At 58.1% G+C, this 21,117-nt stretch carries 26 protein-coding genes and 1 tRNA gene; 2 read left to right on the forward strand and 25 right to left on the reverse strand.

What is annotated here, in order from left to right:
* Nucleotides 1–160: 160 nt before the first annotated feature.
* The 25 genes from DCO48_RS08785 to DCO48_RS08905 all read right to left on the reverse strand — a co-directional run bounded on the left by DCO48_RS08785 (nucleotide 161) and on the right by DCO48_RS08905 (nucleotide 18,803).
* Nucleotides 161–403 (reverse strand): hypothetical protein, encoded by a 243-nt coding sequence (locus DCO48_RS08785; RefSeq protein WP_133247604.1) that lies wholly within the window; start codon nucleotides 401–403, stop codon nucleotides 161–163.
* Between the two features lie 742 nt (nucleotides 404–1,145).
* On the reverse strand, nucleotides 1,146–3,221 hold the full coding sequence (locus DCO48_RS08790) for an ATP-binding protein (RefSeq protein WP_133247605.1): 2,076 nt from the start codon (nucleotides 3,219–3,221) through the stop codon (nucleotides 1,146–1,148).
* Nucleotides 3,222–3,466: 245 nt separating this feature from the next.
* On the reverse strand, nucleotides 3,467–3,682 hold the full coding sequence (locus DCO48_RS08795; protein WP_116550217.1) for a hypothetical protein: 216 nt from the start codon (nucleotides 3,680–3,682) through the stop codon (nucleotides 3,467–3,469).
* A gap of 1,233 nt (nucleotides 3,683–4,915) precedes the next feature.
* The gene (locus DCO48_RS08800) at nucleotides 4,916–5,686 is read right to left on the reverse strand and encodes a hypothetical protein (protein WP_116550218.1); all 771 of its coding nucleotides are present in this window, start codon (nucleotides 5,684–5,686) and stop codon (nucleotides 4,916–4,918) included.
* Nucleotides 5,687–6,198: 512 nt separating this feature from the next.
* Entirely contained in the window at nucleotides 6,199–6,615 is a 417-nt protein-coding gene (locus DCO48_RS08805) for a DUF2846 domain-containing protein (protein ID WP_236066296.1), read from the reverse strand.
* 67 nt (nucleotides 6,616–6,682) lie between these two features.
* On the reverse strand, nucleotides 6,683–7,270 hold the full coding sequence (locus DCO48_RS08810) for a tail assembly protein (RefSeq protein WP_116550219.1): 588 nt from the start codon (nucleotides 7,268–7,270) through the stop codon (nucleotides 6,683–6,685).
* Nucleotides 7,270–7,620, reverse strand: a complete 351-nt coding sequence (locus DCO48_RS08815) for a hypothetical protein (RefSeq protein ID WP_116550220.1) — start codon at nucleotides 7,618–7,620, stop codon at nucleotides 7,270–7,272. Before DCO48_RS08815 ends, DCO48_RS08810 begins: the two co-directional genes overlap by 1 nt.
* 140 nt (nucleotides 7,621–7,760) lie before the next feature.
* Nucleotides 7,761–8,702, reverse strand: coding sequence for a hypothetical protein (locus DCO48_RS08820; RefSeq protein WP_256584032.1), 942 nt, complete (start codon nucleotides 8,700–8,702; stop codon nucleotides 7,761–7,763).
* Nucleotides 8,703–8,705: 3 nt separating this feature from the next.
* Entirely contained in the window at nucleotides 8,706–9,305 is a 600-nt protein-coding gene (locus DCO48_RS08825; RefSeq protein WP_116550222.1) for a hypothetical protein, read from the reverse strand.
* Nucleotides 9,302–9,604 carry a hypothetical protein gene (locus DCO48_RS08830; protein ID WP_116550223.1) on the reverse strand — a complete coding sequence of 101 codons (303 nt, stop codon included), beginning with the start codon at nucleotides 9,602–9,604 and terminating at the stop codon, nucleotides 9,302–9,304. The genes DCO48_RS08825 and DCO48_RS08830 overlap by 4 nt, the downstream gene beginning before the upstream one ends.
* A 336-nt stretch (nucleotides 9,605–9,940) precedes the next feature.
* On the reverse strand, nucleotides 9,941–11,740 hold the full coding sequence (locus tag DCO48_RS08835) for a DUF927 domain-containing protein (protein ID WP_116550224.1): 1,800 nt from the start codon (nucleotides 11,738–11,740) through the stop codon (nucleotides 9,941–9,943).
* Nucleotides 11,727–12,617: a toprim domain-containing protein gene (locus DCO48_RS08840; protein ID WP_116550225.1), complete on the reverse strand. Its 891-nt coding sequence runs from the start codon at nucleotides 12,615–12,617 to the stop codon at nucleotides 11,727–11,729. Before DCO48_RS08840 ends, DCO48_RS08835 begins: the two co-directional genes overlap by 14 nt.
* Nucleotides 12,614–12,841, reverse strand: a complete 228-nt coding sequence (locus DCO48_RS08845) for a hypothetical protein (protein ID WP_116550226.1) — start codon at nucleotides 12,839–12,841, stop codon at nucleotides 12,614–12,616. The genes DCO48_RS08840 and DCO48_RS08845 overlap by 4 nt, the downstream gene beginning before the upstream one ends.
* Nucleotides 12,842–12,867: 26 nt before the next feature.
* The gene (locus tag DCO48_RS08850) at nucleotides 12,868–13,095 is read right to left on the reverse strand and encodes a hypothetical protein (RefSeq protein ID WP_054916616.1); all 228 of its coding nucleotides are present in this window, start codon (nucleotides 13,093–13,095) and stop codon (nucleotides 12,868–12,870) included.
* Nucleotides 13,088–13,375, reverse strand: coding sequence for a hypothetical protein (locus DCO48_RS08855; RefSeq protein ID WP_116550227.1), 288 nt, complete (start codon nucleotides 13,373–13,375; stop codon nucleotides 13,088–13,090). Before DCO48_RS08855 ends, DCO48_RS08850 begins: the two co-directional genes overlap by 8 nt.
* A gap of 24 nt (nucleotides 13,376–13,399) precedes the next feature.
* Complete coding sequence (locus DCO48_RS08860; RefSeq protein ID WP_256584034.1) at nucleotides 13,400–13,660, reverse strand: hypothetical protein; 261 nt, start codon at nucleotides 13,658–13,660, stop codon at nucleotides 13,400–13,402.
* On the reverse strand, nucleotides 13,657–13,872 hold the full coding sequence (locus DCO48_RS08865; protein ID WP_116550228.1) for a hypothetical protein: 216 nt from the start codon (nucleotides 13,870–13,872) through the stop codon (nucleotides 13,657–13,659). Before DCO48_RS08865 ends, DCO48_RS08860 begins: the two co-directional genes overlap by 4 nt.
* Entirely contained in the window at nucleotides 13,869–14,168 is a 300-nt protein-coding gene (locus DCO48_RS08870) for a hypothetical protein (protein ID WP_116550229.1), read from the reverse strand. Before DCO48_RS08870 ends, DCO48_RS08865 begins: the two co-directional genes overlap by 4 nt.
* Entirely contained in the window at nucleotides 14,165–14,497 is a 333-nt protein-coding gene (locus DCO48_RS08875) for a hypothetical protein (RefSeq protein ID WP_116550230.1), read from the reverse strand. Before DCO48_RS08875 ends, DCO48_RS08870 begins: the two co-directional genes overlap by 4 nt.
* A gap of 472 nt (nucleotides 14,498–14,969) precedes the next feature.
* On the reverse strand, nucleotides 14,970–15,485 hold the full coding sequence (locus tag DCO48_RS08880; RefSeq protein WP_256584035.1) for a Rha family transcriptional regulator: 516 nt from the start codon (nucleotides 15,483–15,485) through the stop codon (nucleotides 14,970–14,972).
* Entirely contained in the window at nucleotides 15,482–15,835 is a 354-nt protein-coding gene (locus tag DCO48_RS08885; protein ID WP_116550232.1) for a hypothetical protein, read from the reverse strand. Before DCO48_RS08885 ends, DCO48_RS08880 begins: the two co-directional genes overlap by 4 nt.
* 1 nt (nucleotide 15,836) lies before the next feature.
* A complete protein-coding gene (locus tag DCO48_RS08890; RefSeq protein WP_116550233.1) occupies nucleotides 15,837–16,058 on the reverse strand; it encodes an AlpA family transcriptional regulator in 222 nt (73 codons plus the stop codon).
* Between the two features lie 125 nt (nucleotides 16,059–16,183).
* A complete protein-coding gene (locus tag DCO48_RS08895) occupies nucleotides 16,184–17,140 on the reverse strand; it encodes a hypothetical protein (RefSeq protein WP_116550234.1) in 957 nt (318 codons plus the stop codon).
* 161 nt (nucleotides 17,141–17,301) lie between these two features.
* On the reverse strand, nucleotides 17,302–18,510 hold the full coding sequence (locus DCO48_RS08900; protein ID WP_116550235.1) for an integrase arm-type DNA-binding domain-containing protein: 1,209 nt from the start codon (nucleotides 18,508–18,510) through the stop codon (nucleotides 17,302–17,304).
* A 208-nt stretch (nucleotides 18,511–18,718) separates the two neighbouring features.
* A tRNA-Leu gene (locus DCO48_RS08905) sits at nucleotides 18,719–18,803 on the reverse strand.
* A gap of 108 nt (nucleotides 18,804–18,911) precedes the next feature.
* Here DCO48_RS08905 and queA point away from each other — a divergent pair.
* Both queA and tgt read left to right on the forward strand, forming a co-directional pair.
* Complete coding sequence (gene queA / locus DCO48_RS08910) at nucleotides 18,912–19,961, forward strand: tRNA preQ1(34) S-adenosylmethionine ribosyltransferase-isomerase QueA (protein ID WP_116550236.1); 1,050 nt, start codon at nucleotides 18,912–18,914, stop codon at nucleotides 19,959–19,961.
* 14 nt (nucleotides 19,962–19,975) lie between these two features.
* Nucleotides 19,976–21,091: a tRNA guanosine(34) transglycosylase Tgt gene (tgt, locus tag DCO48_RS08915; RefSeq protein ID WP_165840754.1), complete on the forward strand. Its 1,116-nt coding sequence runs from the start codon at nucleotides 19,976–19,978 to the stop codon at nucleotides 21,089–21,091.
* The last annotated feature ends 26 nt before the right edge of the window (nucleotides 21,092–21,117 follow it).

Here is a 21,117-nt window from a genome sequence, read left to right on the forward strand (position 1 = left end):
CGGCCTTTATCGTGCCGTGAGGCACCCTTTGTGAATATCTTCTGCCCATTAGCCCCATCACTAAAATGGTGCCAAGGATCGTTTGCAATGAAGTCTTGAACATTAGAAGGGACGGCAGCTAACGCTAGGGGGGAAGCGGCAGCCATGATGAGTGTAAACCTTATTTGGTTAGCAGTTCCCCGACCTCTTTTTTCAATTGTTCAACCACCACGTCAAGCAGTTGTGGGAACGTTTCACCGTAGAATTTCGCTTCGGTCTTGAATGGGTGACCCCTTGATGCTTTGTTGACACCGAAGGCTTCACCCTGCTCGGTAAGTTTTCTGAACGACTTCATCACACCATTACCCGTGGTGCTCGCATACTCAAAATTCTCTGCATAACCAGCTTTCAAGAGAGCATTCATGATGGTGCTTGCCTCGAATGAGACGCCATGGTCAGCAATCAAGGCTTTTAGCGATTTGGCTTGCAGGGGGGCTTTCCTTGCGTGATGGCTATGTGCTTAGGCTGATGGTCGCCTGAGCAACGCACGCTATGCAAGGGATGGTTGGCCTTCGGTCGCAGTGCAACGAACGGTCAGGGTCAACAAGGATGGCTTGAACGGAAAGCAAGGCCGGTGTTAGAGGCCGCTGTTCGCGCCAAAAATGGGCGCGGGAGGGTAGATGTTCTGAATAGAAAAAGGGGTAGAAATTTCTTTCTACCCCTTTTCTAAATCCTTGGTTTACAAGGAAAATTTTGGTGCCCGAGGGAGACTGAAACACATGTAATATGGGGCAATGGTTATGGGGTTTCAGTGGTTTGTGGTTTTTTATCTACTCACAAATCTACTCGCTTTTTCTCGCGTGACTCCCATAGACGGCTCCAGATTAGGTAAATCGGCCCAGCCTCCTAGAGGTGGCAGGTATGCCGCTTCAGGTGGTGCGATGACAGCAATCCCTTTGTTTAGGTTGCCTGAGGATCGATGGCGTAGCACCATAGTTACGACCCTAGCACTCGTTAGTACAGATATATCGTGCTGGACAACTTTTGACGGCGATGTAGTAAAACTTGAGCTGCAATCGGTCAAGCGCTACCCTATTTCGGGTAGCACTCCTATGAACCGTTAAAGGCACTCATATTTTAATTGAAATTTCAGGCATGCGCTTAGTCTAAGACGCCGATTCAATCTCCCTCTGAAGTGCAAGCAATAGCCTATCTAAAAGGCGCTGCTGCAAGAGAAAATATGGCTCCGATATTTGTGAAAACTGCTTACCCTCAAAATCCGAATCCAAGAACTCAAAAAAATTCTTGGTAGTAGCATTGTTCAAGTGGAGATGATCAACGTCATTCCTATAAACCTTAATTCTATGCAAAACAGGCCACAAGCTTTCATAGGCAGCTTTAACATCATTCCAAAAATACTGTTTATTGCCCAAGTCAACCCCGTATTTTTCGACTGACTCGACGAAACACCTGTTCAAGGTGTTGATGAACACTGAAAAACTATCCTTGTCCCGAACAACTTTCGACTCGTGAAGTCTAACACCCTCAGGGAAGGAATTAGCCCCGAAAAGTTTGCATGACTTTGCACCTTGGCTTATCAGTCGCTCTAGCACGCCAAAGTCTGTTGAAATTTCCTCGATCCTACGCTGCAACCAACTGTTTCGATTAGGAATATCAATCAGAGGGTAAAGGAGTTCTCGGCCATCTTTTTTCATGGAATCGAGCGCCACTCTCTGAGCGATCACTGGGATATTCACCTCATAGCCGTACTCGCTCTTCCTAATTAGCTGATAACTGCAAAGATGAGAAATGAAAGCAGATTCCCTGGAAAGCTCTTTGAACTCTAGCTCCCTGCCTGTTGCCAGCAACTCAAACAAATAGTACTCATCGGGGTAGAATTCGCGTATTTCGGAAATCGCGTGATTACTGTAAAAAGTTAATTCTTGATCGATTCGTGACTTTAACCCTTCAAAGGACTGAACATCCACCTTGAATGGATGATCCATATTTTCTGCCATGAATGAGTTCAAAGTGCTGCAAGCTTGACGAATGAGCAGCGGATGCCCACCGTACCAGTCACGAATGTAGTTGCATGCATCAAACTCAAAAGCCATACCCATCCGCTTGCCAAGTTTGCGAAGCATCATTCGCGATTCTTCTTGACTAAAGCCGGTGAGATACTTGTGAGGTACAATTCCAAACAGTGGATTCTGAACTCCATCAACCAAGTCTGATTCAACGACACTGGGGTTCACACCTGCTATTATAAAACTCAAGCACTTGAATTGGCTTTGCGAGGACCACAAAGTCTGCCAGAGCTCTATGTAATCATCTCTCCAGTGCTTATCTCTCGGCGATATAAACGAAATATACTCAATTTCGTCGAACATTATAGAGATTCTATGACCAGCATCTTTACAGCTTTTTATTAAGTCCACGAAACTTCTGGAGGCATGCCGCTCAGTATAATTACTTGCAGTTAGAGCGTTAAGTTTTTGAGATATCTCTGCAGCCAAGTCCTCAAGCAATTCAAACCAGCGCGCCTTTCGGATATGAGGCTGTTTACAGTCTACGTAAAAAACCGCTGCTACTTTTTCTGATTCACACAATCGCTTTATTTTAAACAGAAGCGAAGTCTTACCAGTTTTTCGAAGCCCGAATATCGCTTTGTTCTCACTACGTCTGATGGAGTCGTAATACTCCATCACTGTACTCTGGCGTCCAAAAAAGTAAGTATCCTCAACGAGGGGTAGTGAATAGTTGAACAGGTCTCTCCCGAAAAATTTTTGATTAAGCCGATTCCTTACAAACCAGTTATCTCCCTTTGCAGCATCCAGTTCGGAAATTGAAAAAGGTACAATTATTCGAGCTTCTTGCCGTGACGATAGGAAGGAGTCAAGCCATTCGGCGACATTTTCATCGTCTGATACTAGAAAATAGTTTAATGTTTCAACTCTTCCTTTGGCTGGAGCAGCAGAAAATATCTGCTCTACCGCCTGAAGCGTTCTAGGCTCCATAGTTTGGAATGGGGAGTAGATAAGTAATATTTCATTTTCAAAACCATAAGACTCTTTGTAGTGGGGCTCTGGTGAAAGGAAGAAAATCGAGACCTCTGTATTGAATCCCCTAGTTCTTCTTCCCCATGTAACATCAAATCCATCTAGAAAAGGCAGTAGAATATCTTTTTCTTTAGGATGACTTTTCAAATGCTGCTCTAGCACTTCAGTGCGTATGACCCCCACAGTACCTCCTTGTAAACCGCTTTGTTAAAAGCTACATGAGCCTAACCTGTTTATTGACGTTAGGGTCTCCCCCAGCCTTAAGACTGTAAATATACAGTGGATTCTCAAGTTGGAAAGCGGTATTGGCCGCTACCAGCGGCGGGCCGAGGCGGTGAGTACCCTTGGAGATGTAATCTCACAGTGGATCGTGTCGAGTCTATCGACATTGGTAGATTCGCCAAGGCTGGCCGGACTAATCTACAGGGCTATCGGATGCTCGCCGCCACCAATTCCGCGATGCCCTGTCGCACGGCGTCGATGTTGTCATCCATGGTCGCCAACGCGCCATTGACGTTACCCACCACCGCATCCGATCCGCGCTCGCCAACCCACTTGGCCAGTTCCTCTACTGAGGCCCGCAGTGCCTCCTGGTTGTGACTGAGGCGCTCAAGTACCTCCGCGACGGTCCGTAGCTCTTTCATCCATGCCTCTCCGTTGGTTTGTCGATGAACCATAGTCGGCCGGCAGCGGCTGGCAAATGCACTGGGAATCTCCGCCGCAATGGTGTGGTGATCTTCACCATTCCCCGTGCGTGGTGGTGACCCAAGTTCGCACTTCCACGGGATACGCCCTCGGATTGAGGGCGGGTCACTTTGGTCACCCCCTTCCAGGCTTTCCATGTCAGGTTTTGTCAGGTCCAGAGCGCCCGAATTTCCCTTGACGAGCCTGCGCGGAAATTTTTGACGGCGGCCGCTCCCACAGAGCCACCAGACCTCGCGTCAGCCCTTGTACAGCAAGGCTTACAGCCGATCATGCTCAAGCGCCAGCGGTCCAATCCGTCAAGAAGGGTCAAGAATTTCTGTCAAGGATGGTCAAGGGCAGGTCAAGGCTGGCGCCATTCTGGACGGGCATTCGCTCGACGCTCGACCCCACCGACCCGCACCCCGCTCTCGACGTGCTCCCCAGCCCGGCTGGCCACCTGCTGGCGCCCTGAATCCGTCCAGAGCCTGTCCAGAATAGGCGGCCGGCAATATTTGACGAGGCGTAGCCATGTTTATGCAACGGAAAGAGCTGTAGCCCAGGCCTGCTGAGGGATTCATCGATTGAGCCGCCAGGCGACCTGTCTGATTTCGTCTAATGCCTGTCTAATATTTTCGCGGATTCTTGACGGCAATCAGACCGAAGCATGCTCGGCACCAGGCTGAATGTTCAACACCGCCAGGCTTCGCCGCAATAGTCCCTATCCACTGCTGCCGCTCGACCCGTCTAGTGCCTGTCTAGAATCCGTCAGGGGTCTGTCAGGGGTATGAGACGGCAAAAGCCCTTACTTTGACGGCCTCCCGCATAGGCCGGGCCTCTGACGCCCACCCGGTGCTGGTTCCGTATCATGCCTGTCTCACATTCCGTCAAAGCGTGGTCAAAGTGCTGGCTGGCGCTGGGCAGCGAGCACTGTGGTTTTCATGTGGTCGTTCGATGCTCGGAGCACTGGACCGGTTGCCACTGGCAAGGCTCCATTACCGTGGAAACCAGGGTGGAAACCGCCGGCTGGCAACCTCAACATTTCTCACCAGGCGGGCCGCCCAGGTTCGCACGGAAGGTTCGCGCATAGGGGGTTGCGAACCCCGCGTGCGAACCACCGATATGAACTTGCAGCGCCAGCTACATAATCGACTTGAGCAGGCGTTGGCATCGGATTTGACCAATAAACTGGGCAGTCATGACCGGGAAAGCGCTGAAGGTGGTGGACGATAATCGGGGTGCCCCTCAGTGCGCTCACCGTGGGCAGACGCCCAGAAGAATTTTGCGTGATGCTTGTAGACATTGGCGGCTTCCGATAGATCGTAGGCCATGCCATTAACCACGCTCAACAGCAGACATATTATTTCGAGATTGTCTTGATAAAACGCTTCGATCTCATCATCGGTCGCCCAGACTGCTGACTCACCTTCAACGTTTTTCTGCGCCTGCGTATCCGACCCTGCCACAGCCGCTGGGGCATCTGGCAGTTGTCGGTGAGCCAGATGCTGGTGACGCAACGTCTTCAGTTTCTTCAGAACGTCAAAGGCAACCCCACCCGCGCTATACTTTCCAATCAAATCCAATATCTGATCACGCCTAGGAATCAGCTCTTCCCTCATACGATCCGGGACGAATACTGAGCTGAGACCTAGCCGCCTAGCCCTGAACTGTACCAGTGCTTCAAAAAAATTCTTATCACGCAGACGGTCCGCAATCAGGCTCATCCTCACAGCTTGGGTGTTCGTATCCCATAAGCGCGTCAGAGCTAGAAGCAGCTCGCGACGCAGAGACAATCGGATGATCTGAAAAGTATGAGTAGCATAAGAAGTGCCTATACGTGAATGAAGATCCGCATCATATGCAGTAGGTCGCCATGTTTCGTGGAACATGATCGCCAACTCGATCTCCTGTCGAGCCGTCTCAACCATATTTCGTATTTTCTCGATCTCTTGTCGGAGGTTTTCCATTTATGCCGCCTATTAACCAAGTTGACTCTGTAATCCGCAGATATCAATGGGGCCGAGAGGTTCGCGCATTGGAGGTTGCGAACCTGTACGGTGCGAACTGGACCAGCACCAGCGCCATAATGCGTACCGGCAGCGCGTACCTGGCTTCGTAACGCGCGGCGGGTTCACGCACTCCAACTGCGTGACGATAGTGCGTGAAGCGCTGCGCGAAGCTCTGTTACACCCGCTAGCAGGCTGGAATGATGGCAAACCGTGGATACCGTAGTGGATACCGAGCAATCTGGTCAGCGCTCCAGCCGGTTAACAATTATCAAGGTTGGGCGCTGGCGCTGGGAGTATCGGCACCGCGGCCAGTTGGTTACCAAGCGCGGTTACCACCAATGGTTACCACTACGCATGGCCAGCTCAACGAGACAGACGATATGGTCTGAGTCAGACGTTTAGGTCTTTCTCGCGCCACGATTTCGTGAGGTCGCATTTCGTGGCACGGTGTAGAGGGAGGCCATGGCAGGCTAGAACGCTGTCGGCGAGAGGTCCATGCTCATGCTGGTATCAATAGAGATCCGATATTTTTTGGTTGCGCCAGCATCCATCACAAACGACCTCTCCTTAAGCCCGCCTCCGCATAAGGACGTTGAGTTAACTCCGATAATGCGCTCACCAGCAGGCAGGTAAAACTTCGCGGTCTCTCCAGAACCAATTTCTGCAGATTGTTTGCCATCGATGTAAACCAGCGTATTGCATGCAGACCCCGTAAACCCGGTATCCCTGGTAACAACTAGCGTTCCATGACCAGTCGTTGGCTTGACCTGATATCCAGTCAACCTGGAAGTTGGTACTGGGTCAGCCTGGTTAGAAGGGATCGGGGAGGTGGCGCAACCGGCCAGCGAAGTAGCGGCAGCCAAAATTAATCCTGCAAGACGCATCATGCTTCATCCATTCTTAGCGCGGAAAGGAGCATGAAATTATCACGCTCCCGCCGCGAATGAACACCCGCTACATTTGGTCTTCAGCGTAAATACCAGCACTGATGATAGCTCCGCCCCATCGCCTACGGCCGATGCAGATAGGCACCGGGTTTCCGCTAGCGGTGGTGTTTTTTGCACTACCAAACGCGTAGCTCGGGGTGTTTTCTGGGGCAGCGCTGTTGCTCAAGCCTCTTACCTGTGGGCTGAGCATCTGTACAACCCCACCAGCCGCCAATGCGATACCTGGTGCCATTGTGGCACCTCCGGTGAACGGGCTCGCGATAATCAAGGCGATCCCGATGATGGTCTGAAGGAGGCCGGCGCGCTTGCTTCCATGGATGACTGGCACAAACTTGAGCTCTTTCGCTCCGCCCAGATCGAGCTCGTCCTCGCCGATGTTTTTACCATTCTTGAAAACCGCGAATCGAAGCCCCTTTAGTTGGGCATCGGCAATGTCTTTGGCGAGCCCGGGGAAGTTCGCATCTAGCGCGCGTACGGCCTCCCTTGGGTCGCCTCGTCCGAGAAGCAAGTTGTACTCTTTGCCATATTTTTTACCCAAAAAACCGCCGAGTATGATTCTTGTTTTTGGGGTGTAGTTGATAGCTAAAGTAGACATTAGACAGCCTCCTGAGCTGGGTTAGTGGGAGACGGAACATTGAGCCGGCAAGCCAGCAGAGAGCGCGACATGCGAGCTTGGTCGCGGATCAGTTGCTCCCGCTTCGGATCTGGATTCCATGTCGCGCAGTGGCAGACGGAATAGGCCCTAGCGCCGCTGAATGTGCCGCGGAGCAAATCAGCAGAAATTCGGGCTTCGTCCTCGGTGAAGAAGGGACCGTCGATTTCGACGTGCTTACCATCCCGGACATAGCGCACATCCCACACGTCGTAACCGCTGATGGCCTTCGAATTGTCGGCGAAGTCGGTGGCCTTGCAGGCCTCTGTGAATCGTTCTTGGAACGTGGTCATAGATTGCTTTCTCCTTGGTATTGATCGTTCATGGATATCTCTTTCGCATGGGCGCCACTGGCGCTGGTCATGGGCTGGTGCCCGGTGGGGTTGCTCTATGTCGCGCCACGTTTTCGCGCAGTTGCGTTTCGTGGCGCGGCTTATCCAATCAGGTTGCAAAGAATTGCCTCAGACTCCGCCATGTCATCGCGCTGGCTGGCGATCAGGTAACGGAACACGGCCAGCGCTTCGGCCTTGTCGCGGGGCCGGATCTGCGCCAGCAGGCCGAACACGAACCAGTCACGCGCCGTCGCTTCTGGCGGCCCCTCGCTGGCGTCCCGGTCCACGGCGTTGCGCAGCCGGTAGAGCTGGTCCCAGTAGCCCAACTCGTATAGGCAATCCGCCAAGGTGTGAGGCAGCAGGTCAGGGTGTGTGTTGAATCGGGCAGCTATCTGGGCCTTGTCGAAGTCCAGCAGGGGGCCGCTTTGCTCCAGGCCGCGCAACGCCTCGATGCAGAACGATTCCGCCTCGGTGTCGGCCAGCAGGTCGTCACCGAAGCGGGCGGCACCCTCCTGTCGTAGGTGGTGCTGCTCGATGGCCCGGCTGGCCAGCGCCTCGAGGTCAGCGAAGCCGAACGACGACATGGCAGCGAACAGGTGACCGGGGTTGGCGGCCACCAGGTAATCGCGGTAACGCTTCTCCAGCACATCGAGCGGCGTCCTGATCTTCTTGGCGCCCTCCATGGCCCGGTCAATCAGAGCGGTTTGGCCGGTACTGATGATCGAACGCAGCCAGAGCACCGCATCCACCTCCTTGTCCCCGGTCACGACCTCCTGCGGCGGCAGCTCGGGCACGCTCGGCAGGGTCTCGGTGCTGGCGCTAATCAGTGGCAGGGTGAACATGGCGCGGTGCTGCTCGTTATCGCGGAATATCCCGGAGCGTGAAACCAGGGTCTTCACCGTTCCCAGCGGCAGGCCGGTCGCTTCGGCCACTTCGCGCAGCGAGTGACGGCGGCGCAACTCCAGCACCAGGTGCCGCTGCTCGTCTGAAACCCGTTGTTTCGTCTTGGCGGCTGAATCCGCCTGTTTCATTGGCGTGGTCATGGCTCACACCACGCTCAGCTTGGGTGGCAGCTTCGGCCCGAACGGTGCCCCGGGTGCGAAGGGATCGGGCAGCAGATGCTTGGGGCACTCTCTGATGAAGTTCGCCATCGCCGCATGGCAGGCGTTGAACAGCGGCGCGTCATTCCACCCTTGCTCCCGGCGTTCTGCGCTGTCCTCCAGGGCATGGGTGAACACCAGGCAATCCAAGCTGGTGGAGCAATCCCGCCTGGCCCGTTCGCGCTCCACCGTGTTTACACTCAGCAGGTCGCACAAGCGATCGAACCCCAGGGTTTGGGCCAGTCCTTCATGGTCGAACAGCAGCGACCGGCCAAACCCGGCCAGCGCCACCAGCGCCTTGGCGCGCTCAAGCGATCGGTGCTTCTGCGCCTGCTGCTCCAGATCGGCAATGGCCTTGAGCGTGAACGGCAGGAACGCTTTCAGCTTGCCCGCCTGGCGGCGCATGGCACGTCGCTCAGCGTGGATCGCATCGAGGTTGCGGCTGATGTTGCGGCAGATGCGCCGGGTGGTGATGAGTTGCGTGCTGGCGCTGATACCCGGCTTCGAGGCGATATCGCACAGGCGCATGGTCGGGGTGAGCGTCATGGGTGGGCCTCCATGGGCGTGTTGTCGTAGGTGGCGCGCAGCTCGGCACCGATCAGGCAATGGCGACCACCAGGCGCATAGCAGCCCCGGCAGGTCATAACGTGGTTGATGTACCGGTCACGGGCCTGGCGCCACTCGGGCGTGGCATTGGCGGCGTTGGTGTAAGGGCTGAACGGCAATTGCGCAGGCTCAACCAGCATCAGGCGTGGGCGATCCTGGGCGCGTTTCGCCACGGATGATTTGCCAGCGCCAGCAACGTTCGGCGGCATGTGATTGAGCAGGTCAGCAAGGAGGCTCATGGCGTCACCTCTCCCTGATTTCCATAACTCCCAAATGTGTCTGTGAAAAAAAATCGGGGGAACGGGGGAACGCGGGGAACACCCAGTGTTTCCGGGGCCTCCAGCGGGGGTACGTGTTCCCCACGCGAAAAACGGGGGAACAGTGATAACCAAACATCAGGAAAGGCACAGGCGCTTATATTCAAAAACATGTTTGTGTTCCCCCTGTTCCCCAACACTTCAATAAGGGGGAACGGCTACAGCCCGCGTATTTACTGGCTGTTCCCCCGTTCCCCCTGTTCCCCACGTTTTTAGGTTCCTGTGGATTCGGGCATTGGCGTTGGATGGTGATGACGGTCATAGGCCACCGCCTTCGCTATCCATGGCGTCGGGATCGATCACATACAGGCGGGCAGACCCACCAGCAGGCAGGCGGTATTTCTTGGTTCTGCGGCTGTCACGGTCGGTATCGTGCTTGGCGAGAGCGGCAGCGCCTTCCAGCGCCTTCACGACACGCGCCAGCCCGTGCCCATGAGCGGCCTCAGTCAGTGCGGACTTGTTGAACAGGTACAGGCGCTTGGCGCCCACCACCTCCCAGTACCCGGCCCGGTTGAACACCTTGGTGTCCGGTGTCTGGTCTTCTACGTCCGAAAACCGGCTGGTGCCGTGCTTGTCGATGAAGTCGAGGATGCCGGCCAAGATCTGGCGGTCCTCGGCATTACCACCGCCCACCCGACTCAGCCACTCGCCGTACAGCAGTTGGCAGTCGGCCAGAGCGGCGCCCGGCGTCCACGGCAAGAGGCCGTAGGCAATGGCCATTTCGCCGGCCAGGGCAATCACCGCGAAGCGATCGGCCACCCGCCCGGCTTGGGCGTTGTCCTCAGCAAACTGGGCGCGGATACCGGCGAAGTCCTCGAGTAGGCCGGGGCGGTCATCGCTGGCCAGCAGCTTCTCCACGAATGCCGGCCCGATATGCCCATGGTTTGCTCCCACGGCTACAGTGAGCTGGCGGTGGAAGTCGGCGCCCTCCAGTCCGTGCAATTCATCGAAGGCCCGGTGCGTGCGGGTGCCGGCGTTCACGTCCACCATGCGTAGCTCGGCGCCAGCGTGGGCAGCGTTACCACTGATGGCCGCGTGCTCAGATAGGGAGCGCTCGCCGCTGGAAAGCGCCAGCAGGCGCCAGCTCAGTTTCCCGCGGGCCTCCCGGTCACGGGTCATGGTGCCCTTGCCCTGGCCGTTGGCGAGCGAGTAGGCCATCTCCTGTACGCGCTTGGGGTCGGCCCGCTTGATTTCGTCCAAGGGCAGCATGGTGTCGTTACGGCTGGATGCCTCGATCTCCAGGCCGCCTTTGGTCATGTCCCACGACGCGGCGAATATGCCTGGGTCACCCCATACGGACGAGCCGATCAGCTGCGCCAGCGACTTGCCGCTGGAACTGTCGCCGACCAGGTGAACACCACCACCCAGCACGCCCACCAGGCTCAGCAGCGGGCCAGCGAGGGCGCAGCCAATGGCCAAGGTCAATACTGGGTTGCCCTCGCACTTGGCCGCTACTTCGGCCTTCCAGCCCTCTAGGCTGCCGCGCACGCTGAACAGGTTCTGCCCCTTGGCGCTGGCCTGATAGCGCACCTTGTCGCTGCCGATGGTGCGCCCTGGCAGCACAAAGGCACCTGACTCGTGCCAGCCGGGCCGGCAGGTGGTGGCGAACACCTCTGCAGGACGCTGGTCCAGCAGGTACTCCATGAACTGGCCGCGCTTCTTCAACGCGATGATGACGCCCATGCCGAACAGCGTCCGCCTGGCGTCCTCTCCGCTACCGCCGAACACCTCCATGGGAATGATCCACTCCTTGGGCCCGCTGTCGGTGAGCAGGCGCAGAAACCGGCCCTCGCTGCCGTCGTCGCTGTTGGTGGTGCGAGCGGCGACAGTCACGGGCGTGGATATCCACTCGTCAGTGATCGGGCGGTCGGCCTTGTCGTCGTCGCCGTCATCGTCGCTGGCGCTGCGCTTAAAGCCGTGCCAGTACACGCCAGGCTTGAGCCTGCGGCCTTTCTCGTTCGTGACCCAGTGCTCGTATACGCCCCAGCTCGGGCGATCAGGCTCGACCTTGGGCGCCTCTGGGCGCAGGTTGATGACGTTGGTATCAGGCGGGCGCATGGCGGCACCTCCAGGCGGCGAGGTCGTTGAAGTCGGAAAGGGTCAGCGGCGCATCGGCTGGCCACTCGGGGGAGGTCACCAGGCCACCGCATGCGGCTGCGGCGTCATGGGCTGCGGCGCGCCCCGGGTTGCCCTTGCCTTCGGCTTCGGTCTGGCGGTCGTCGTCGCCGGCGATGATGATTTCGGTGTTGGGGTAGTCGGCCCGTAGCGCCAGCGCCACCGGTTTGAGGTTTCCGGCGTTCATCGCGCAGGCGACGGTGTAACCGCTTTCGTGAAGCGTGGCGCCCGTTGCCCAGCCTTCGCAGATGCAAAGCGGCTTGCCCGGTGTAATGCGCCCCAGTGGCGAGTAGACGCCCTTGATCCGCCCGCCATACAGGAAGCGCTTGTCGCCGTCCGCAGCGATCCGTTGCAGGTTCACCAACACACCACGGGCATACAGCGGGATCAGCAGGTCGTCACCGCGCTGGCGCAGGCCGTGAGCACGAATGCCCTTGGCGACCAGGTAGGGGTGGGCCGGGTCAGCACGGCGAGCGTCACGCCACCAGCGTTGTGCCAGGCCCGCGGCCTTGAGCTGGCGCCGTTGCCGTTCGGCCTCCCGCTGGCGCCGGGCCTGCTCGATGCGCTGGCGCACCTGCTCGGCTTCGCGGGCGTCCACCGGTTCGCGGCTACACCATGTACTGGTGCCGCCCGTCTTCCAGCTCCCGAACGCGCCTGAGGCGATGCCATCGGCAAACAGGCAGTACCAGCCATTGAACGTGCCGGACTTGTCGCCGGGGATGTGGAAGCGGTGAATGTCGCCATCGTCCAAGGGCAGCCAGTCGAGCGGCCCATAGACCGACTGGAGCGCGTCACGGAAAAGGATCGTGGCATCGGTCATGCGTCCTCCTTGTCGAAGAAATCGATGACTTGCTCGGCACTGAGCTCGTAACGCTCGCCGGCCTCAACGCAGTTGGTCGAGACCTCCACCAGCATGAAGCCACCGCGGTTGTCGGCAGACAGGCTGCGCTTGCGACTCTTGGTGGCCAGGAAGCCATGGCGGGCCGCCACGCGCCGGGCGCGGGCCTCCAGGGCGCTATGCTTCACCGGTGACAAACTGTTCATGGGCTTAGCCATTTGTTGAAGGTGAGTCATGCGGCCCCCTGTGGTGGCGTAAAGCGCTTGGCCAGCCCTTCCAGTTGATTGGTCAGGCGCTCCAATTCGGGGCAGTGGCGGCCCGCGTCGCCCTCGGCAATGCGTAGTTCGAGAAAGCCCACCAGGGTTTGCACCAGCAGCGCATAGCTGGCGCTGTCGATGTAGGCGCCAGCAGTCGGCGGGCCACCGGCGCACTTGCGGCGAATGGGCGTGACCTTACTCATGGTCCACCCCTTGGCGATCAGCGCCAGCAAAGGCCCGGCTAACCTGGCCGTTGTTCACTGCGTGCCAGTAGGTCAGCTCGTCCAGCGACTCAACGAGGCAGGCCGTCACCACCGCATCAGCGCTACGCAAAACTACGCGCCCGCACTCGGCGTCGGACTGGCTTAGGAAAGGCCCCAGCAAGGCCCGCTTGGCCTTCGGATGGCTCACGTAAAACAACTCGGTGGCTTTCTTCGGGCAAGCCGATCCCGTCAGCGCTTGCGCACTGTTTTGAAGTTTCATCGTCTTTATCCTTAGGCTATTGGCTTACGCCGGGATGCCTAGATCGGTTGCAAGGTCGCAAAAATCGCTATGGGCCATTCGAGCAATGATGTTGATTGCAGACTGAATACCTGACTCACCACGGTCATTGATCTGAGCAGGAACATCCCCACTATCCGGGTCGCCTTTGTACCCGCCGTTGTTCAGCAGAACCTCAGCCAGGATTCCAATGGCATCCAGCGATTCCTCGACGCGCTTGGCGATCAGTTTGTGATTCAGCTGGTTGGCTTTCAGATTGGCGCTCACAGGTCACCCCCTTGTTCGGCGATCACGCCGTCCAGCATTTCGGCCCAGGCCATGGCGGTGTGCTGCGCCATCACGGCGGTGACGCGGGCGACGATGACTGGCGTAGTGGGTGCGGCGATCAGCGCCAGAGCCATGCTCAGTAGTACCAGCACGCCTTGTACGTCGCGCAGATCGTCTTGGGTGTCCTCAGCCATGTGAGTAAGGGAAGTCATACAAGACCTCCATCAGCAGCGGGCTGCCCAACAATTCCGTGTGAGGCGCCAAGGTGACGGTGGCGCCAGCAGTAATTGCCACTGAACGACTGGATTTGCTCGAGGTGCCGGGCAATGTCGCAGGCCAGCTCGTTGTCATATCCGCCCATCGCAGGGATCACCAGCGTCAGCAGGATTTTCTCCAGCTTCTTGTGCTCTTCGCGGGCGAAATTCATGTAGCACATCTCGCGAGCATCCAGCACTGCCTCAGACAGAACCTCACCATCAAGAGCCGCTACTGCCAGGAAGCTAGTCATTGGGCACCTCCGACTTGGGCTGCGGCCTTGAAATGCTCCACCAGCGCAGCGCCTGGGCGCAGCTGGCGCTGGCATTCCACAAACGTGGTGTGGACCTCATCAGACATGCGCAAGGCGTCGTCCAAGCCTGCCAGGGAGTCACGACAACGACCTTGAATGCTGATCGAAGCGTGCGGGAACTCGGTTCTCACCAAGGTGGCGATGCCACCGGCAAGGCTGCGACCGACCACCGGAGGAAGGCAGATCGATTGCTGGCCGGGGATGGTGAGCACGACCTGAGATTGGATGAAGCCCTGTACCGCTTCGGCGTTGCGTTGAGCCGGAGTCATTGAGCACCGCCTTGCCCTTCCAGGGCGCGGGCGATATCGGTGTTATGGTTGTAGCGGGCGAGGCGGACGGACAGGGAAGAGTTTGCGCGAAGAGCGGCCAGGGCCAGGCGCCTGTGAGCGTATGCGCGAACTTTGGACGGATTGAGGGCGTGCATGGGTGTAGCTCCTAACGTAATGAGGGAGCTACCACGTTCGTTACCAAGCGAATGGGTGGTAGCTGTGCGCAGGTTGGTAAACCGGGACGTTAGGAACCCGGCAGGCACGAGTGCCTCCCACGCACAGCCACCATAAAACGGATTTGCGGGCGTAAAAAAAGCGCCTGCAATCGTAATGGGGGCGCTGTTGCGCCTAACGTTCAGCGGGTTACCAAGCCCGGTCGCTGAATTTGCAGCGACGGGCGAACCATACCGAGCATCACGATTGCCTGCAACCAGAAATATCGACCGTTCATCGTCGGTCTTGAGCGCCAGCGTCATTGGCCGCCCCCTTCCAGATCGAGCGGGAGTTTCAACTGCTCCCGCAAGTGGGCGACGTGCTGGTAAGCACCTGGCTTGTCATAGCGCCAGTGGGCCAAGCGACGGCCGCATTCGCTGACCTGCTGCTGGCGAACTTCCAGAGCCTGGCGGGCGTACCCGTACCGGGCTTCGCGGAATGCCATTATGAGGTCGGCTTTCAGACCGACCACGCGGTCACTGTTGCGGGACAGCGCCAGCAGGAAAAACGCCTGGTCCTCATTCAGTAGGGCGAAGCGCTCCGGCCTACCGCCAGTAGTGCCGGCCAAGGGTTTCTCCGTTTGAAACGGAACAACCCCTAACTCTTCGAACTTGGCCAGGTAGCGGTCGATCAGCGCCATGGAGTTCTTGTGCTTGTTCTCCAGCTGTTCAGCCAGCAGGCGGCTATCCACGCGCGGCTCACCGTTGTACTGGGTCAGGGTAACAGGGAGCTTGTCGTTGCCAGGCTCTGCCGGTGGCATAGTCGTCTTTTTCATGCGGCCACCCGCTGGCGCTGCTTCAAGGGCGAGCACAATATCTCCAGCACGGCGCTGGCGCGGTGGCGTTCGCCGGCAGGAAGTGTGTACCGGGTCACGGTGCAAGGCTCACCCCAGTGATTCGGCACGCGCTCGAGCTGGCGCTGGAATTTCAAGCCGTAGCCGTTGGCCAGACTGCTGATAGTCGAATGCAGGCAGTGGTCGCCCAGGCGCTCTGCCTCGAAGCGTTGCAAGCTGCCATCATTGAGCATGTACGCCAGCACTCGGGCGATCTTGCTTGGTGGCTTGCCGGTGGTAGTATCGCCTTGCGACTGGCTGCGTTTCTCTTCGGGGATCGTGGCCTTTTTCATTTCAGGCCACCGCTCGGCATTCGGCGATGCGGGCGTCCATCCAAGCGATAATTTCGCTCTCGTCCCACACCACGGATTTAGGGCCAAGCGTGATTTGGGGTGGGAAACGCCCATCGGCAATACGGCGGTAAATTTCTGTGGTGGAAAGACCGGTACGGTCTTTAACTTTGGGGAGTTTGATGAAGCGGCGGGGGGGCTGGGTTGGGCTGGTTTGCATTGCCATCGTCGGCGCCTCCTAGGGCGGTTTGGGTAATCGACGATGAAAAGGTTGGCAGGGAGTGCGCGCAGTTAAAATTGCTGAGCGGCGCCGGATATTCTGTTATCCGGTCGGATGTGTGATTTATTCTTTTATTTTTCATTACGAGGGCGACCAGGCCGCCTTGCAAACTCCGGCGCAGAACTTGAAATCCACCTGGCTAGCACCGCATCATTTTTCGGCAAATTCCAATCGGGTTCCGAGTCAGCAAGTCGCCTGATAACGTTAACCATATCCGTGGTTCTATGCTTGGCGTAATCGTCATGCAGCCATAGGGATGTAGCCCGCTCCTTTACCTGCGCCTGGCACGCCCTGGCTTTTTCGTTTCGCACCTCCACATTGGATAGCTTTCTGGGCTTAGTGTCTGGCCTTCTGGTCGCGATAGACGCTGGGGGTAACTGCGTGCTGGACCGCTCCTTACGTAGCTGGTCGTTCTCGCGGGTGAGTATTTTTATCGCTTTGTCGGACGCGTCGACTGTAGCAGCAAGGTATTTTTCCCTCACAGAAGACGCATCCAATTGGATTCGTAGGCGCTCAATTTCGGCGTCTCGCTCGTCGTCTGGGCGTATTACCAAGCTCCGCTCTATGCGGATATTTAGTTTGCGAAGCTCTGCGCGTGCCGCTTTCGGGTCTTGATCCTCAAGCTGTCGCTGAATAGGGCTAACAGTTGCGCCTTTCGATACGCGGTATCGCATGGCTATTTCTTTAGCCACCTCTGGCTGCCGTACTGCGTGCTCGCGTTGGCGAGCCAACCAATCTCGGTTGACGACTACATAGGCAGATTCAACTACGCCCATTTCGGTTTCGATGAGGACGGAAGCGTACTTGCTCACAGCTAGGTTCAGGTAAGCGCCAAGCTGCCCATAAGTGATAGCGAAGCCAGGAATACTGTCTCCGTGCTTTGAGGCGGTGATTGTTTCGCGGTTGAACTCGGCGTTAGGATCGGCCGAGTTGATGGTGTTGGCGATGCCCTTCAGTACTTCCGGGGATTCGCGCCTGAGCGATGCTATGGCGCCCTCAAGCGATACGTATTCTCCCTTTGAAATCATTAGTCAGTTCCGTCCGCTCATTCTTGGGGGAGGCGGTCTGGAAGGGAAGCCGCCTTGCTGGAACACCCGGTGGATACGCAGGCTGTATGAATATCCAGCGATGAGGCGATGTTACCAGCAGGAACCAGCAATAACCAAGCGCACAAATCTGTGGATAACTCTTAGGCGTGACGTTTGATAGTCGCCACGTTCACGCCAGCACACAGGGCGTCTACCGAGTCTGCCCACGTTTGCATCATTTCCCGGCGTTGCTCCAGGTAGTGCGCGTGGTTGTAGGTATGGCGGATCGAGTCTTGATCGCCGTGGGCAAGCTGTCGCTCGATCCAGTCGCGGTTGTAACCCCGGCTGTTGAGGCTGGTGCTCAGCAAGTGGCGGAACCCGTGGCCCGTCTGGCGTCCCTCGTAGCCAATCGTGGACAGGGCCTTGTTCACGGTGTTCTCGCTCATCGGCCTGGATCGATCATTGCGACCAGGGAAGGCGAGGGGGTACGTGCCGGTAAGCTCATACAGGGTGCGCAGCAGCACCACGGCCTGACGTGGTAGCGGGACGATGTGAGGGCGCCGTGCCTTCATCCGTGCTGCTGGGATCGTCCAGGTCGCGGCATCCAGGTCGAACTCATCCCAGGGCGCCAGTCGTAGTTCACCAGGGCGTACCGCTGTCAGCAGCAGCAGACGAATGGCGATCTTGCTGGTGATATCGCATTGCGCTGCCTCCAGCCTTTCCAGCAGTCCGGGTAGCTCGGCTTCGGATACGTGCGGGTGATGGCGAGTGCGCGGGGCGTGCGCGGCAACCACGTCCAGATCGGTGGCGGGGTTGCCCGGCACCACACCCTTGGCCAGCCCGAAGCGGAATATCTGGCTCAGCCATTGGCGAACCTTACGGGCGACGTTGAATGCCTCACGCCGTTCGATCTTGCGCACCAAGTCTACCAGTTCGGGGCGCTGGACTTCGGCGGCAGGCCGCTTGCCAATCACTGGAAAAATGTCCGACTCCAGGTACTGCAATGCCTTCGACGCAGTGGCCGGCGCCCATCGTGGTTGGTTGTAGGAGTACCACTCCCGCGCCAGAGATTCGACCGTCAGTGCCTGGATCGCAGCCGCTACCTTTTCCTGCTGTTTATAGGCGCTTGGGTCTACCCCCTGTGCCAGCAGCTTCTGTGCGGCATCACGGCGCTCGCGGGCCTGGGCGAGCGTGACTGAGGGGTAGGCACCCGCGGCCAGCATCTTCGCCTTCCCTTCGAATCGGTAGCGCACGCGCCACAGCTTGCTGCCGGTAGTGGTCACCTCGAGGCATAAGCCGTGAGCGTCAGCCAGGCGATACAGCTTGTCCCGGGGTTTGGCGGTACGGATGGCAGTGTCGGTTAGCGCCACGGCGTTTCCCTTGCGGTTGCCTGAGCACGCTGGAATGCGGTCAGTGTGTGAGTAGATTTCTGGACCTAACTCGTCCTACTCACAAATCTACTCACATACTTTCGGGCTTACAAGGGAATCACTGGGAACGGTGGGCACAAAAAAACCGGCTCAGTGGCCGGTTTCTCTGGTGTTCCGGGTCTTGTAGGGACCGCTTGGAACTATATGATGGTGCCCCGAGGGAGACTCGAACTCCCACTCCTTTCGAAAACGGATTTTGAATCCGCCGCGTCTACCAATTCCGCCATCAGGGCTTGTGGGCGCGAAGTATAGAGACGTGCCTACCGTTGGTCAATCAGCTTTCATGGTCAATTTTCGCGGTTTCCGCTAAACTTTCCGGCCCTGTCGAACCGAACACCATCATGCGCGTCGCCGATTTCTCCTTTGAGCTCCCAGATTCCCTGATCGCCCGCCATCCTCTGGCCGAACGGCGCAGCAGCCGGCTGCTGACCCTGGACGGACCGAGCGGCACGCTGGGCCATCGCCAGTTCACCGACCTGCTCGAGCACCTACGCCCGGGCGACCTGATGGTGTTCAACAATACCCGGGTGATTCCCGCCCGCCTGTTCGGCCAGAAGGCCAGCGGCGGCAAGCTGGAGATCCTCGTTGAGCGCGTGCTGGACAGCCATCGCGTACTCGCCCACGTGCGCTCCAGCAAGGCCCCGAAGCCCGGCTCGCAGATTCTGCTCGACGGCGGTGGCGAAGCCGAAATGGTTGTCCGTCACGACACCCTGTTCGAACTGCGCTTCAACGAAGAGGTGCTGCCGCTGCTCGACCGTGTCGGGCATATGCCGTTGCCTCCTTATATAGACCGCCCCGACGAAGGCGCCGACCGCGAGCGCTATCAGACGGTCTATGCCGACCGCGCCGGCGCCGTGGCGGCGCCTACCGCCGGCCTGCACTTCGATGAAGAACTGCTGGCAAAAATTGCCGAGAAGGGCGTCAGCACTGCCTTCGTGACCCTGCACGTCGGCGCCGGCACCTTCCAGCCGGTGCGCGTGGAGCGCATCGAAGACCACCACATGCATAAAGAGTGGCTCGAAGTGGGCCAGGACGTGGTCGATGCCGTTGCCGCCTGCCGCGCACGCGGCGGCCGGGTAATCGCCGTCGGCACCACCAGCGTGCGTTCGCTGGAAAGCGCAGCGCGCGACGGTACGCTCAAGCCGTTCAGCGGCGACACCGACATCTTTATCTTCCCGGGCCGGCCGTTCCACGTGGTCGACGCCCTGGTCACCAACTTCCACCTGCCCGAATCCACGCTGCTGATGCTGGTTTCGGCGTTCGCCGGTTACCCGGAAACCATGGCCGCCTACGCCGCCGCGGTCGCCAACGGTTACCGCTTCTTCAGTTACGGTGATGCCATGTTCATCACCCGCAATCCGGCGCCACGCGGGCCCGAGGATCAAGCATGAGTCGCACCTGTCGTATGTCCTTCGAGTTGCTGGCCACCGACGGCAAGGCCCGTCGCGGCCGCCTGACCTTCCCCCGTGGCGTGGTCGAAACCCCGGCATTTATGCCCGTCGGCACCTATGGCACGGTCAAGGGCATGCTCCCGCGTGACATCGAAGCCATCGGCGCGCACATGATCCTGGGCAACACCTTCCACCTGTGGCTGCGCCCAGGCACCGAGGTGATCAAGGCCCACGGCGACCTGCACGATTTCATGAAGTGGCAAGGCCCGATCCTCACCGACTCCGGTGGTTTCCAGGTGTTCAGCCTGGGCGCCATGCGCAAGATCAAGGAAGAGGGCGTGACCTTCGCCTCGCCGGTCGACGGCTCGAAAGTGTTCATGGGCCCGGAAGAGTCGATGCAGGTCCAGCGCGACCTGGGCTCCGACGTGGTGATGATCTTCGACGAATGCACCCCGTACCCGGCCGACGAAGATGTCGCGCGGATCTCCATGGAGCTGTCGCTGCGCTGGGCCCAGCGTTCGAAGAACGCCCACGGCGACAACACCGCCGCACTGTTCGGTATCGTTCAGGGCGGCATGCACCGTGACCTGCGCATGCGCTCGCTGGAAGGCCTGGACAAGATCGGCTTCGACGGCCTGGCCATCGGCGGCCTGTCGGTCGGCGAACCGAAGCACGAAATGATCAAGGTGCTCGATTACCTGCCAGGGCAGATGCCGGCTGACAAACCTCGTTACCTTATGGGGGTAGGCAAGCCGGAAGATCTCGTTGAGGGTGTGCGCCGCGGCGTCGACATGTTCGATTGCGTGATGCCTACGCGTAATGCGCGTAACGGCCATCTGTTCATCGATACCGGTGTGATCAAAATCCGTAACGCGTTCCATCGTCACGATGATTCGCCACTGGACCCCACCTGCGACTGCTACACCTGCCAGAACTTCTCCCGTGCTTATCTGCACCACCTGGATAAGTGCGGCGAAATGTTGGGTGCCATGTTGAATACGATCCATAACTTGCGTCATTACCAGCGCTTGATGGCTGGTTTACGCGAGGCTATTCAACAAGGTACATTGGCCGCCTTTGTCGACGCCTTTTACGCCAAGCGCGGGCTGCCTGTGCCGCCCTTGGACTGATGTTCTGTCGATCCTGACAAGTAAAA

Origin of the sequence: Pseudomonas sp. SDI (genome assembly GCF_003105155.1) — a bacterium.
GTDB lineage: Bacteria > Pseudomonadota > Gammaproteobacteria > Pseudomonadales > Pseudomonadaceae > Aquipseudomonas.